The organism is Micromonospora noduli (genome assembly GCF_003264365.1).
Taxonomy (GTDB): Bacteria; Actinomycetota; Actinomycetes; order Mycobacteriales; family Micromonosporaceae; genus Micromonospora; species Micromonospora noduli.
Window position 1 is genome coordinate 1 of record NZ_PYAK01000062.1, and the last position, 12,708, is coordinate 12,708.

Sequence of the window (12,708 nt, forward strand, 5' to 3'; positions counted from 1 at the left end):
GTTCCGCCGCACGCGCGGCCGCGCCCGGTTCCGGCCCCCGCGCGTCGTCGGTTGGCGCAACCGCCTCCGCGGTACGCCCCGACGCGCCCGGCGACCGCCGCGCCCGCCCGCCTGCCCTGCCCTCAGTGCCGATGTCCTCCCCCACCCCGACATCATCACCGCTAAACACGCCCGACACCCCCAGAACGCCCCCTCGGGCGTGTCGGCCCCGCGGATCAGGTCATGTTGGCGAGGAACTCGCTGTAGAACAGGCCCAGGGCGATGGCCACGCCGATGCCGGCGATGATCCAGAAGCGCACCACGATGTTGACCTCGCTCCAGCCGGCCAGCTCGAAGTGGTGCTGGAGCGGAGACATTCGGAACACCCGTTTACCGGTGGTCTTGAAGGAGATGATCTGGATCACCACGGACATCGTGATGATCACGAAGAGCCCGCCGATGATCGGCAGCAGCAGGATGGTGCGGGTGGACATCGCCATGCCGGCGATCAGACCGCCCAGCCCCAGCGCCCCGGTGTCGCCCATGAAGATCCGCGCCGGGGAGGTGTTCCACCAGAGGAAGCCCACACAGGCCCCCGCCGCCGCCCCGGCGATCAGCGCGATCTCCAACGGGTCGCGGACCTCGTAGCAGTACGGCTGGGTGTAGTTCGGGTCGGCACACCAGTGCCGGTACTGCCAGAACGCGATCAGCGCGTACGCGGCGAGCACCATCACCGACGCGCCGGTGGCCAGACCGTCCAGGCCGTCGGTGAGGTTGACGCCGTTCGTCGCGGCCATCACCACGAAGATAAAGATGATCACCGCCCCGACCTTGCTGACCTCCAGGAAGTCGATGTCCCGGATGAAGCTCAGCGTGGTGCTGCCCACCGTCTCGGTGTTGGTCGCCAGCCCCGAGCCGTTGGTCATCGTGCTCGGGAACCACAGCGCGATCACCCCGAAGACCGCACCGACCAGGATCTGGCCGAGCAGCTTGCCGCGCTTGTTCAGCCCGGCGCTGTTGCGCTTGCGCACCTTGAGGAAGTCGTCGAGGAAACCCACAGCGCCGGAGAACACCATCAGCCCCAGCAGCACCAGCGCCGTGATCGTCGGCTCCACCTGGGCGATCTGCTGGTCCGGCAGGGTGGTCAGGGCGAGGTGCCCGGCCACGTACGCGATCACAGTGGCCAGGATGAAGACCACGCCACCCATCGTGGGCGTGCCCTTCTTGCCCTGGTGCATGGCGGGGCCGTCGGACCGGATCGGCTGACCGGCCTTGAGCCGGGTGAACACCTTGATCGCGATCGGGGTGCAGAAGAGCGAGACGAGGAAGGCCACCCCGATGGCGACGATGACCGCCCTCATCGGGTCGACTCCCCACCGGCGTCGGCGCGCAGGGCGTCGGCCACCTCCCAGGTCCGGTACCGGGAGCCCTTGACCAGGACGACGTCACCCGGTCGTAGCTCGCTCCGCAGCACCTCGACGGCCGCCGCCTGATCGGTGAGCAGCACCGACTCTCCTCCCCAGTTTGCTACCGCTGTCGCGCCTTCGTGGATCGGCGCGGCCGGCTCACCCACCACGAGCAGCCGGTCGACACCCAGCTCGGCCGCCAGTTGGCCGATCTCGGCGTGGCCGTCGTACTCGAACGGGCCCAGCTCGGCCATGTAACCAAGCACCGCGACGGTACGCCGCCCCTGGCCCATGCTCGCCAGCGCCCGCACCGCTACCGCCATCGAGGCCGGGTTGGCGTTGTACGAGTCGTCGATCACGGTCACCCCGTCGGGGCGGTCGAAGACGTCCATCCGTCGGGTCGAGACCAGCCCCAGCTCACCGAGGGCCGTGGCCAGCTCGGCCAGCGGCATGCCCAGCTCCCGGGCGACCGCCGCCGCCGCCAGCGTGTTCCCGACCTGGTGACGGCCGGCCAGCCGGAGCCGCACCGGCGCGCGCCCCTCCGGGGTGACCAGGGTGTACGACGGGTGACCCCGCTCGTCGAGCGTGACGTCCTCGGCGCGCACGTCGGCGTCGGGCGCCTCGCCGTAGCGGACCACCCGGGCCTGCGTGCGGCTCGCCATCGCGTCCACCCGGGGGTCGTCGGCGTTCAGCACGGCCAGCCCGTCCGGCGGCAGCGCCTCCACCAGCTCGCCCTTGGCCAGGGCGATGGCGTCCTGCGAGCCGAACTCGCCGATGTGCGAGGTGCCGACGTTGAGCACGACGGAGATCCGGGGCGGCACCAGCTCGCACAGGTACCGCACGTGCCCGACCCCGCGCGCGCCCTTCTCCATCACCAGGTAGCGGGTGTCCGGGTCAGCCTGGAGGGCGGTGTACGGGTGCCCCAGCTCGTTGTTGAACGAGCCGGGTGGCGCCACAGTGGCCCCGAGCCGGGCGGTGAGCTGACCGATCAGATCCTTCGTGGTGGTCTTGCCGGACGAGCCGGTCACGCCGATCACGGTCAGCCCGGGCAGCCGGTCCACCGCCGCGCGGGCCAATCGGCCCATCGCGGTCAGGGCGTCCTCGACCAGCACCATCGGCACCCCGGGCACCTCTCGGCTGCCGAGCACCGCCACCGCGCCGGCCTGGATCGCCGTCGCCGCGTAGTCGTGCCCGTCGACCTTCTCCCCCGGGAAGGCCACGAAGAGCGAACCTGGCCCCACCTTGCGCGAGTCGAACTCCACCGACCCGGTCACGGTGGCGGCCGGTTCGGCGGCCACCAGCCGCCCGTCGACCGCCGCGGCCACCTCGGCCAGGCTCAGCGCGATCACCGCTGACCCGCCAGGTCCCCGAAGCGGGCCCGCAGCGCCTCGGCCAACTCGATGCTGTCGTCGAACGGAAGCACCTGGCCCGCCACCTCCTGGCCGCGTTCGTGGCCCTTGCCGAGCAGCGCGATCACGTCGCCCGGCTCGGCCAGCCGCACCGCCTCGTCGATCGCGGCGCGGCGGCCCGCCACCTCGATGATCCGGGCGGCAGTGCCGGCCCGGTACGCCCCGGCCAGCACCTCGGCGCGAATCTCCCCCGGGTCCTCGGTGCGCGGGTTGTCGTCGGTCACCAGCACCACGTCGGCTCCCTCCGCCGCGGCGGCGCCCATCACCGGCCGCTTGCCCCGGTCCCGGTCTCCACCGGCGCCGATCACACAGATCAGTCGGCCGGCGCTCAACTCGCGCAGCGCGGCCAGCGCGGCCACTATCGCGTCCGACTTGTGCGCGTAGTCGACCACCCCGCGCACCGGCGCGGCCACGTCGACCAGCTCCAGCCGGCCCGGGACGCCACCGCAGGCGGCCACACCGGCCGCGGCGGTCACCGGGTCCACCCCGGCGCCGACCAAGGTGGCGATGGCCAGCAGCGCGTTGGCCACGTTGTGCCGGCCCGGCAGGGCGACACCGGCGGACACTGCCACGCCGTTCGGGCCGTGCGCGGTGAACCGCTGGGCGTACCCCTCGCCGCCCACACCGTCGGCCCACCAGGTCGCGCCCTGGTCACCGGCCGCCGAGTAGGTGACAGTGGTCGGCTTGAGCAGCGGCTTCAACGCCGGGTCGTCGTGGTTGAGCACCTCGACCGCGCAGCGCCCGTCGAACAGCTGCGCCTTCGCGGCGAAGTAGTCGTCGCTGTCGGCGTGGAAGTCCAGGTGGTCGGAGCCGAAGTTGGTGTAACCGCCGACGGCGAACCGCACACCGCCCACCCGGCCCATGGCCAGCGCGTGGCTGGAGACCTCCATGACCACGGCGGTAACCCCCCGCTCGCGGGCGGTGGCCAACATGGCGTGCAGGTCGGTCGCCTCGGGGGTGGTGCGCACACTGTCGATCACCAGATCACCGAGCCGGGTCTCCACCGTCCCGACCAGCCCGGTGGTGTGCCCGGCGGCCCGCAGCCCCGACTCGATCAGGTATGCGGTGGACGTCTTGCCCGCGGTGCCGGTCACCCCGATCACTGTGAGATCGGCTGTGGGGTCGCCGTACACGGCCGAGGCCAGCTCGCCGAGCACGGCGCGCGGGTCGGGCACCACCAGGGTGGGCAGGCCGGTCCCCGCCGCCAACTCCGCGCCGGCCGGGTCGGTCAGCAGCGCCACGGCACCTGCCTCGACGGCGCCGGCGGCGAACTCCGCGCCGTGCCGACGGGCACCGGGCAACGCCGCGTAGAGGTCGCCGGAGCGAACCTCCTGGCTGGCGTGGGTGACCCCGGAGACGACCACCGCGGCGGCGTCCGCCGGAAGGTCGACGGCGAGCCGGACGGCGAGGTCACCGAGCCGGACTCCGGTCACGGTACGTGGACGTGGATTGCCGGGCACGGCGTCAGACCCTACCCGGTCGTCCGGTTCCGGCCGCACAGCCGCCCCGGTGGTTCGTCGGCACTCACCGATGATGTCCCGCCGTCGCTGCTCAGCGCGGATAGACCACGAACTTGGGCGCGGATCCGCCAGTCGAGGGCGGCACCCGGTAGTGACGCAGAGTGAACTGCATCATGTCCCGGAACGCCGGATTGGCGATCGCCGCGCCCCCGCCGTTGGGCGTGTAGACGAAGACGGCGATCACGTAGCGGGGGTTCTCGGCGGGAGCCATGCCGATGAAGGAGGACACCTTGTCGGTCTCTATCTTGCCGTTGACCAGCCGTGATCCGGTTCCGGTCTTGCCGGCGACCCGATAGCCGGGGACCGCGGCGGTGACGCCGGTGGCGCCGTCGACGGTGGTGACCGCCTCCAGCATGGTGCGCAGGGCCGCCGCGTTCTGCGGGCTGAGCACCGACCGGGTCAGCGGGGCCGGCGCGGGGGCGCGCTTGCCGTCCGGGCCGATCACCTCCTTGACCAGGTGCGGCTGCACGTACGTGCCGTTGTTGGCGATGGCGGCGTACGCGGCGGCCATCTGCAGCGGCGTGGCGTCGACGCTGTGCCCGATCGGCACCGACCCACGCGACGATTCGCTCCACTCGTCGGCCGGCAGCAGTCGCCCGCTGGCCTCCCCGGGCATCCCCTCGCCCGTCGGCTTGCCCAGCCCGAACCGCTTCTGGTAGTCGATCAACCGGTCCCGGCCGAGCTTCTCGGCGATCGTGATGGTGCCGACGTTCGACGAGTAGGCGAGCATCCCCGGCACGCTCATCCGCCTGCCGTTGGCCGGATGGGTGTCGGAGAACCAGGTGTCGCCCATCTTGATGTTGTTGGCGATCGGCAACGTGGTGTCCGGCGTGATCACGCCCTCCTGCAGGGCCGCGCCGTAGGTGATCGCCTTGTGCACCGAGCCGGGGTCGACCACGAAGCTGGTCGCGGCGTCCTCCCGGGCGACCGGGTCGCTGGGCACCGGCTTCGCCGCGTCGTAGGTGGGGTTGCTGGCCTGGGCCAGCACCGCGCCGGAGGGAATCTCGATGACCACGGCGGCGCCCGTGCCGCCCGGGGCCTGGGCCATGCGCGCGCTGAGGATCTGCTGCGTCCGGAACTGCAGGTCGCGGTTGATGGTGAGGCCGAGCGAACTGCCCGGCTTGGCGAGGGTCGTCCGGCTGTAGCCACCTGGAATGGGCGCGGCGAGATCGCCGAGGCCGGCCTCGTACACCCGTTTGCCGTCCTGACCGGCGAGCACGTCGTCGTAGCGGGCCTCCAGCCCTTCCAACCCGACCATGTCCTGGCTGGTGAAGCCGATCAGGTTGGCCGCCAGGTCACCGCCGGGCACCTCACGGCGCTCGTCGCGGTGCACCCCGATGCCGAGGAGGTCAAGCGCCTGCACCCGCTTGGCGGTGGAGATCTCCACTCCCCGCGCCAGGTACACGAATCGGGACGCCTTACCGTCCTCCAGCTTGCGCGGCTTCATCAACTCCATCAGCTTCGACACCGGGATGCCGAGCAGCGGGGAGAGCGCCTTGGCGACGGCGGCCGAGTCCTTCACCTCGGTCGGGTCGGCGTACACGTACCGCGCCTCGACACTACGGGCCAGCGGCGCGCCGGTGCTGTCGTAGATCGCGCCCCGCGGCGCCGGCAGCTCGACCGTGCGGAGTCGGTCAGCGATGCCGCCCCCTGCGTACGCCGGAGCGTCGACCGCCTGGAGGTAGATCAGCCGGATCCCGATGGTGGCGAAGAGCGTCAGGGCGAGCACGGTGCCCAGCCGCAGCCGCAACCGCGAGTCGGCCAGTTTCGGCGGGCGTCGTGGCTTGCGCGACGGCCGGCGGGCCGCCGGTCGGTCGGTGCGCCGCGGCGCGCGTGGCGTCGTCCGGCGACGCGGCGGCGGCTCGTCCCCACCCGGGCCACGGGGGGTACGCGGCGCGACGGTGCGCACCACCCCACCGCGGCCGGCCGCCGGAGCGTCGCGCCGGCCGGACCGGGCGGCGGCCCGACCGCCGTCGAGCACCTGCAACGCCGGCCGGAACGGGTCACCGGACCGGGTGCTGCGCGGCGTACGCCGCTGTTCGGCGCCCTGACCGCGCGCAGGCGTACCGCGCTCCTCCCGGACGGTCCGACCTCTCGGGGTGTACGCCCGGGCGCCGGAGATGCCCCCGATGCCCGGCTCGCCGGTGCGCGGCTCCCCGTCGGCGGGCCCGGCATCACGTGCAGAACCGCGCCGGGACCCCGTAGGGTCCCGGCGCGGCTCGTCCGACCTTGGTGGCACCGGTCAGCCTCCCGCACCCTGGCTGGTCACCGACGGCTGGCCGTTCGCCGGCTGCGGCACCTCGAGGGTCTTGCCGTCCGGCAGCCGGATGTAGCCCGGCTCGCCGGCGTCGACCAGGCCCAGCCGCCGCGCCTCGGCGGTCAGGTTGCCCGGCGCCTCGGCGTCGGCGATCTGCTTGTCCAGTTGCTGCTTCTCCAGGTCCAGTCGAGCCTGCTGCTGCTGCAACCGCTCCAGCCGGAACGCGTTCTCATTGATCTTGGTGTTGACCGCCAGGATGCCCAGCACCCCGCCGACCACCAGCACCACGATCAGCGCCGCGAACGGCGCACGCGGCACCGAGATCGGCGGCGGCGGCGCCACCCGCAGCCGCGGCGGCCGGGCGCTGGTGGCGCTGGCGGCCTTCTCGACCGGTCGCAGCGCGGCGGTGCCCTGAGTCGGGAACTCGCGCGCCCCCCGGGCGCGAGTCTCCCCCTGCCGATTCGTTCGATCGATGCGTGGCGTACCGTTTCCGAGGCGCGGAGCCCGCTCCGCCGCGGTCCGGCCCCCCGACCGCGGTGCGCGCTGCCCGCCGCCGGTGACGTCCCGGCGGTCGCGCTTGTCAATGCTCATGTCCCTCCCCCTAACGTCCGTCCCTCTAGCCGTCCCGGTGCCCCTGACCCCCCACGGATCAGGCGGACCCCGTGCCCGGTTGGTGCATTCCCTTCACCCGTCGGCGAGACCGTTCGCGGTCGGTCCGCCCCTGCTCTGTCGCGTTCGGGTCGAGTCGCTCCGCGGCCCGCAGCCGCACCGAGGCGGCCCGCGGGTTCGCGGCGACCTCCGCCTCCCCCGGCAGCTCGGCGCCCCGGCTGAGCAGCCGGAACGTCGGACCGGACCCGGGAAGCTCGACCGGGAGGTCAATCGGGCCCTTACTGCGGACCCGGTCCGTGAGGGCCGCCTTGGTGAGCCTGTCCTCCAGCGAGTGGTAGGACAGGACCACCATGCGACCGCCCACGGTCAGTGCGTCGAGTGCGGATGGCAACGCTGTCTCCAGCGCTGCCAGCTCTCTGTTTACCTCGATCCGTAAAGCCTGAAACGTTCTCTTTGCCGGGTGCCCACCCGTTCGTCGGGCTGGTGCCGGAATGGAGTCCCGAACCAGCTCCGCCAGCAGCGCGGACGAGGTGATCCGGGCCCGCTCCCGCTGCCGGATGATCGCCGAGGCGATCCGGCCGGCGAACTTCTCCTCGCCGTAGACCCGCAGCACCCGGGCCAGGTCCGGATGCGCGTACGTGTTGACCACCTCTTCGGCGGTCACCCCCCGGGTCTGGTCCATCCGCATGTCCAACGGCGCGTCCTGGGCGTACGCGAACCCTCGGTCGGGCGCGTCCAACTGCAACGACGAGACACCCAGGTCGAACAGGATGCCGTCGATGGCCGGATAGCCCAGCCGGTCCAGTACGTCCGGCAACTCGTCGTAGACGGCGTGCTCCAGGTGCACCCGATCGGCGAACCGGGCCAGCCGGACCCGCGCGTGAGCGAGCGCCTCGGTGTCCCGGTCGAGCCCGATCAGGACCGTCTCCGGATGCGCCTCCAGCACCGCCTCCGCATGCCCGGCCAGACCGAGCGTCGCGTCGACGTAGACCGTCCGGCCGCCTCGACCCAGCGCGGGGGCCAGCAGCTCGAGACACCGCTCGAGCAGCACCGGCACGTGCGTGCCGCGCAACTCCCCCATGATGACCCCCACTGGTTGAAACGTCCGTTCTTCTCGTGCGCCTGTCGTCGGACGGCGCTGCCGTCGTACCGCCAGATCCCCATCCGCTCCCGCCTGACACCGGACCGTCGCCCAATGACTGGATCGTGCGCCTGGCACCGGGGAAGTGATGCCAGGAACTCGAAAGCGGCTGGAGATCTCGCAGTACGTCGGGCGCCGTTACCGCCCTACAGACCGCCGGGCAGCACCCCCTCCTCGATGTCGGCGAAGTCGTCTTCGCTCTCGGCGAGGTAGGTCTCCCAGGCGACCTTGTCCCAGATCTCCACCCGCGTGCTCGCGCCGATCACCACCAACTCGCGGTCCAGCGCGGCATAGGCCCGCAGATGAGCCGGGATGGTCACCCGGCCCTGCTTGTCCGGAACCTCGTCGTGCGCGCTGGCAAAGAAGACCCGGCTGTAGGCCCGGGCCGCCTTGTGGGTCATCGGCTGTGCGCGCAACTGCTCCGCGATCCGCTGGAACTCAGGGGTCGGGAAGACGTAGAGGCAGCGCTCCTGCCCTTTAGTGACCACGACACCCCCCGCCAGCTCATCCCGGAACTTGGCCGGAAGGATCAACCGGCCCTTTTCGTCCAGGCGCGGAGTGTGGGTGCCGAGGAACATCGGCCCAACCCCCTCGCCCTTGAGCGGCGTTCGCGGCGCCGCTGACCCCCCGGGCCGGTGAGCCCTCCCGGCCTCACCATTGGTCCCCACTCTACTCCACTTCCCTCCACCCGCAACCAAATTCGCCCGCGTGGCGCGCCTGACCCGACGACAAAACCGCACGTCACAAGGGGTGGAGCGGAGTGGAGGGCTCCGGCCGCTCCTCGGCGTGGTCCGCTTTCCGACATAGATCGACTCCGTCCGGGGGACGCCGACCCGGCCGCCAGCGCAGCCACCACGGCCGAACGGTTCACCGTCGGCGGCGATCTGGTGAGGCCGGCGGTCCGGTAACCTCGCTCGCGTGACGGACGCGAAAATGCCCCTACGGGCCAAGGTGGCCAGCTCCGTGTCACGGACCGCCGCGGCGCTCTCCCGGGCGGCCGGCCGTGGCGACGGTTCAGTGATCGGCGGGTGGATCGGCCTGAAGATCGACCCGGACCTGCTGGCCCACCTGTCGGCCGGGCGCGCGATCGCGCTCGTCTCCGGCACCAACGGCAAGACCACCACCACCCGATTGACCTCCGCCGCGGTCGGCGTGCTCGGCCGGGTCGCCACCAACTCGTTCGGCGCCAACATGCCCAGCGGGCACACCTCGGCGCTGGCCAAGGCCGGCAGCACCCCGTACGCGGTGCTGGAGGTCGACGAGCACTACCTGGCGCAGGTGCTGGAGGCGACCGAGCCGCACGTGGTCGCGCTGCTCAACCTCTCCCGCGACCAGCTCGACCGCGCCAAGGAGGTCGCCATGATGGCGCAGCTCTGGCGCGCGGCGCTGGTCCGGCACACCGACGTACGGGTGGTGGCCAACGCCGACGACCCGCTGGTCGTGTGGGCCGCCACCCCACCGGGCGACCCCGCCCGGGGCATCAACCCGCCGCACGTGACGTGGTTCAGTGCCGGCCAACGCTGGCACGACGACTCCTGGGTCTGCCCGGAGTGCGGCTCCACCATCCAGCGCTCCGGCGAGCAGTGGTGGTGCACCGGCTGCCCGCTGCGCCGACCGGAGCCGCACTGGGTCGTGGAGGACGAGGGCGTGCTCGACCCCACCGGCGCCTGGCACAAGGTCTCCCTCCAACTGCCCGGCAAGGTCAACCTCGGCAACGCGGCGACCGCGCTGGCGGTGGCCGCCGAATTCGGCGTCCGCCCGGTCGACGCGGTGTCCCGCCTCGGCATCGTCACCTCGGTGGCCGGTCGCTACGCCCAGGTCGACAAGGACGGGCGCAACATCCGGCTGCTGCTGGCCAAGAACCCGGCCAGTTGGCTGGAGGCGTTCGACATGGCCGACGACGCGCCGACGCTGCTCTCCATCAACGCGCGCGACCCCGACGGTCTGGACACCTCCTGGCTCTACGACGTCGACTTCGCCCCGCTGCGCGGCCGGCAGGTGTTGATCACCGGCGACCGGGCGTACGACCTGGCGGTTCGACTGGACGTCAACGACGTGCCGTTCCAGCACGTCCGCACGTTCGACGACGCACTCCGGTCGGTCCCGCCCGGGCGGCTGGAGGTCATCGCGAACTACACCGCGTTCCAGGACATCCGAGCGGAGTTGGACCGTGTCATCTGAGAGTCTGCGCATCGTCTGGATCTACCCCGACCTGCTCTCCACCTACGGAGACCGGGGCAACGCCCTGATCCTCGCCCGGCGGGCCCGTCAGCGTGGGATGCCGGTCGAGGTGCTGGAGGTCCGCTCCGACGAGCGGCTGCCCGCGACCGCCGACATCTACCTGGTCGGTGGCGGCGAGGACGGCCCGCAGGCGCTCGGCGCCCAGCGGCTGCTGGCCGACGGCGGCCTGCACCGCGCCGTCGCGCAGGGCTCGGTGGTGTTCGGCGTCTGCGCCGGCTACCAGCTGCTCGGCACCTCGTTCTTCGCCAAGGGTGTGCAGTGCCGCGGGCTGGAGCTGCTCGACCTGCGGTCCGACCGGGGTGAGAGCCGGGCCGTGGGCGAGCTGGCCGGTGAGATCGACCCCCGCCTGGGCCTGCCCCCGCTGACCGGCTTCGAGAACCACGGCGGCCGCACCCACCTCGGTCCAGAGGTCTCCCCGCTGGCCCGGGTCACCGCCGGGGTGGGCAACGACGGTGCCACCGAGGGCGCGTGGCGCGGCAAGCTGCTGGGCACCTACTCGCACGGGCCGGCGCTGGCTCGCAACCCGGCCCTGGCCGACCTGCTGCTGCGCTGGGCCACCGGGGCACACCAGCTCCCGCCGTTGGACGACACCTGGTCGGACCGGCTCCGCAACGAGCGCCGCTCCGCGGTGGCCGCCGCCCGGGCATGATCCGTGCCGTCCGGCGGCTGCTCCGGCAGCCGTCGGCCGCCCGGTTCGCCCTGCTCGTGCTGCTGATCGGCGGGTGCGGGTTACTGCTGCTGCTGGTGCCCCGGCCGGATCCGGCGCGGCTGCCGCAGGTCGCCGACCGGCTGGGCGACCTCGCCCCGGTGGCGGCGATCCTCGGTGGTGCGCTGCTGCTGGTCGCGCTGGTGCCCCGGACCTTCATCACGCTCGCCGCAGGTGCGATCTTCGGCCCGCTGGAGGGCGCCGCGTACGCCCTGGGCGCCGCGCTGGTGGCGGCGGCGATCGGGTTCACTGTCGGCCGGTTGCTCGGCCGGGAGTTCGTGGCCGTTCGGGTCCGCGGTCGCCTGGCCCGCCTCGACGGCTGGTTCGCCCGGCAGAGTGTGCTCGGTGTGGTCACCGTCCGGCTGCTGCCGATCGCCGGCTTCGGCCTGGTCAGCTACGGCTACGGCACGACCGGCGCCCGAGTGCTGCCGTTCCTGGCCGGCAGCGTGATCGCGTCCGCGCCGACCGCCTTCGGCTACGCGGCGATCGGCGCGGCGGTCAGCTCCCCGGGCCACGTCAACTGGTACGCCGCCGCCCCGGCCAGCCTCGGCCTGATCGCCAGCCTGGTGCTCATCCACCAGTGGTGGCGCGCCGAACGCCAGCGCCGTCGCATGCCGGTATGACCGTGCCCGAGCCGACCGACAGCTCTGCCGAGGAGCCACTCACCGGCGGATTCATCGCCGCCGTGGTCCGGGTCGGCGACACGGTACGACGTACCCCGCCCGCCAACCTGGACTTCGTCGGCGCGCTGCTGCGCCACCTGGCCGGGGTGGGCGCGGACCTCGCGCCCCGCCACCTGGGCGTCGACGCCCACGGTCGGCAGATGCTCAGCTACGTCCCGGGGCGCGTGCCGTGGCGGGACCGGGAGGACCCCGAATTCTTCGCCGACCCGGCGCTGGTGCGACTGGGCCAGCTGATCCGGCGGCTGCACGACGCGTGCGCGGACACCGACCTGTCCGGCGACGCCGAGACCGTGTGCCACCGCGACCTGTCCCCGAAGAACACGGTGTACCGGGACTTCCCCGCCGGGCCGCTCCCGGTTGCCTTCCTCGACTGGGACCTGGCCGCGCCGGGCCGGCGGATCGAGGACGTGGCGTTCGCCGGCTGGCACTGGGCGGCGTTGGGTGAGGATGCCGATCCCGCCGAACTGGGCCGACGGTGTCGCGTTCTCTGCGACGCCTACGAGGCGGCGTCGCCGGCACTGGACCGGGGTGAGCTGGTGGACGTGATGCTCGATCAGATCGGGAGCACCTGGCGGGGCATCGACGCCGGCGCCGAGCGGGGCGAGCCGGCCATGCTCCGGCTGCGCGCCTCAGGCGTGCCCGACGGAATACGCCGCTGGCACAACTGGCTGTACACCCATCGCAGTGTCGTAGCGGTGACCGCCTGTCCTCCGCCGGGGCGACAGGTCCACTGACCTTGCCGTTGACCTGCACCGGG

General features: G+C 72.5%; 10 protein-coding genes and 1 pseudogene. 4 read left to right on the forward strand and 7 right to left on the reverse strand.

All coding sequences use genetic code 11. The features are described from left to right. Window positions 1–215: 215 nt before the first annotated feature. From mraY to mraZ, 7 genes and pseudogenes are all read right to left on the reverse strand, one after another. Window positions 216–1,340: a phospho-N-acetylmuramoyl-pentapeptide-transferase gene (gene mraY, locus GUI43_RS28695; RefSeq protein WP_030334519.1), complete on the reverse strand. Its 1,125-nt coding sequence runs from the start codon at window positions 1,338–1,340 to the stop codon at window positions 216–218. Beyond that, complete coding sequence (locus GUI43_RS28700) at window positions 1,337–2,734, reverse strand: UDP-N-acetylmuramoyl-tripeptide--D-alanyl-D-alanine ligase (RefSeq protein ID WP_112700200.1); 1,398 nt, start codon at window positions 2,732–2,734, stop codon at window positions 1,337–1,339. Before GUI43_RS28700 ends, mraY begins: the two co-directional genes overlap by 4 nt. Continuing rightward, a complete protein-coding gene (locus tag GUI43_RS28705; protein ID WP_112582750.1) occupies window positions 2,731–4,293 on the reverse strand; it encodes a UDP-N-acetylmuramoyl-L-alanyl-D-glutamate--2,6-diaminopimelate ligase in 1,563 nt (520 codons plus the stop codon). Before GUI43_RS28705 ends, GUI43_RS28700 begins: the two co-directional genes overlap by 4 nt. A 52-nt stretch (window positions 4,294–4,345) precedes the next feature. Further along, on the reverse strand, window positions 4,346–6,553 hold the full coding sequence (locus GUI43_RS28710; protein ID WP_112700201.1) for a peptidoglycan D,D-transpeptidase FtsI family protein: 2,208 nt from the start codon (window positions 6,551–6,553) through the stop codon (window positions 4,346–4,348). A 3-nt stretch (window positions 6,554–6,556) separates the two neighbouring features. After that, window positions 6,557–7,162 (reverse strand): cell division protein FtsL, encoded by a 606-nt coding sequence (gene ftsL / locus GUI43_RS28715; RefSeq protein ID WP_112605082.1) that lies wholly within the window; start codon window positions 7,160–7,162, stop codon window positions 6,557–6,559. A 61-nt stretch (window positions 7,163–7,223) separates the two neighbouring features. Continuing rightward, a pseudogene (gene rsmH / locus GUI43_RS28720) lies at window positions 7,224–8,261 on the reverse strand (16S rRNA (cytosine(1402)-N(4))-methyltransferase RsmH); the annotation flags it as partial. A 206-nt stretch (window positions 8,262–8,467) separates the two neighbouring features. After that, window positions 8,468–8,899, reverse strand: a complete 432-nt coding sequence (gene mraZ / locus GUI43_RS28725; protein WP_030488958.1) for a division/cell wall cluster transcriptional repressor MraZ — start codon at window positions 8,897–8,899, stop codon at window positions 8,468–8,470. Between the two features lie 355 nt (window positions 8,900–9,254). Here mraZ and GUI43_RS28730 point away from each other — a divergent pair, with 355 nt between their 5' ends. Genes GUI43_RS28730 through GUI43_RS28745 form a run of 4 tightly spaced genes read left to right on the forward strand, consistent with a single transcriptional unit; the run spans window position 9,255 to window position 12,685 of the window. After that, entirely contained in the window at window positions 9,255–10,502 is a 1,248-nt protein-coding gene (locus GUI43_RS28730) for a MurT ligase domain-containing protein (protein ID WP_091407686.1), read from the forward strand. Continuing rightward, on the forward strand, window positions 10,492–11,211 hold the full coding sequence (locus tag GUI43_RS28735) for a type 1 glutamine amidotransferase (protein ID WP_091407683.1): 720 nt from the start codon (window positions 10,492–10,494) through the stop codon (window positions 11,209–11,211). The genes GUI43_RS28730 and GUI43_RS28735 overlap by 11 nt, the downstream gene beginning before the upstream one ends. Beyond that, the gene (locus GUI43_RS28740) at window positions 11,208–11,891 is read left to right on the forward strand and encodes a TVP38/TMEM64 family protein (RefSeq protein ID WP_112700202.1); all 684 of its coding nucleotides are present in this window, start codon (window positions 11,208–11,210) and stop codon (window positions 11,889–11,891) included. The genes GUI43_RS28735 and GUI43_RS28740 overlap by 4 nt, the downstream gene beginning before the upstream one ends. Next, window positions 11,888–12,685: an aminoglycoside phosphotransferase family protein gene (locus GUI43_RS28745; RefSeq protein ID WP_112582754.1), complete on the forward strand. Its 798-nt coding sequence runs from the start codon at window positions 11,888–11,890 to the stop codon at window positions 12,683–12,685. Before GUI43_RS28740 ends, GUI43_RS28745 begins: the two co-directional genes overlap by 4 nt. The last annotated feature ends 23 nt before the right edge of the window (window positions 12,686–12,708 follow it).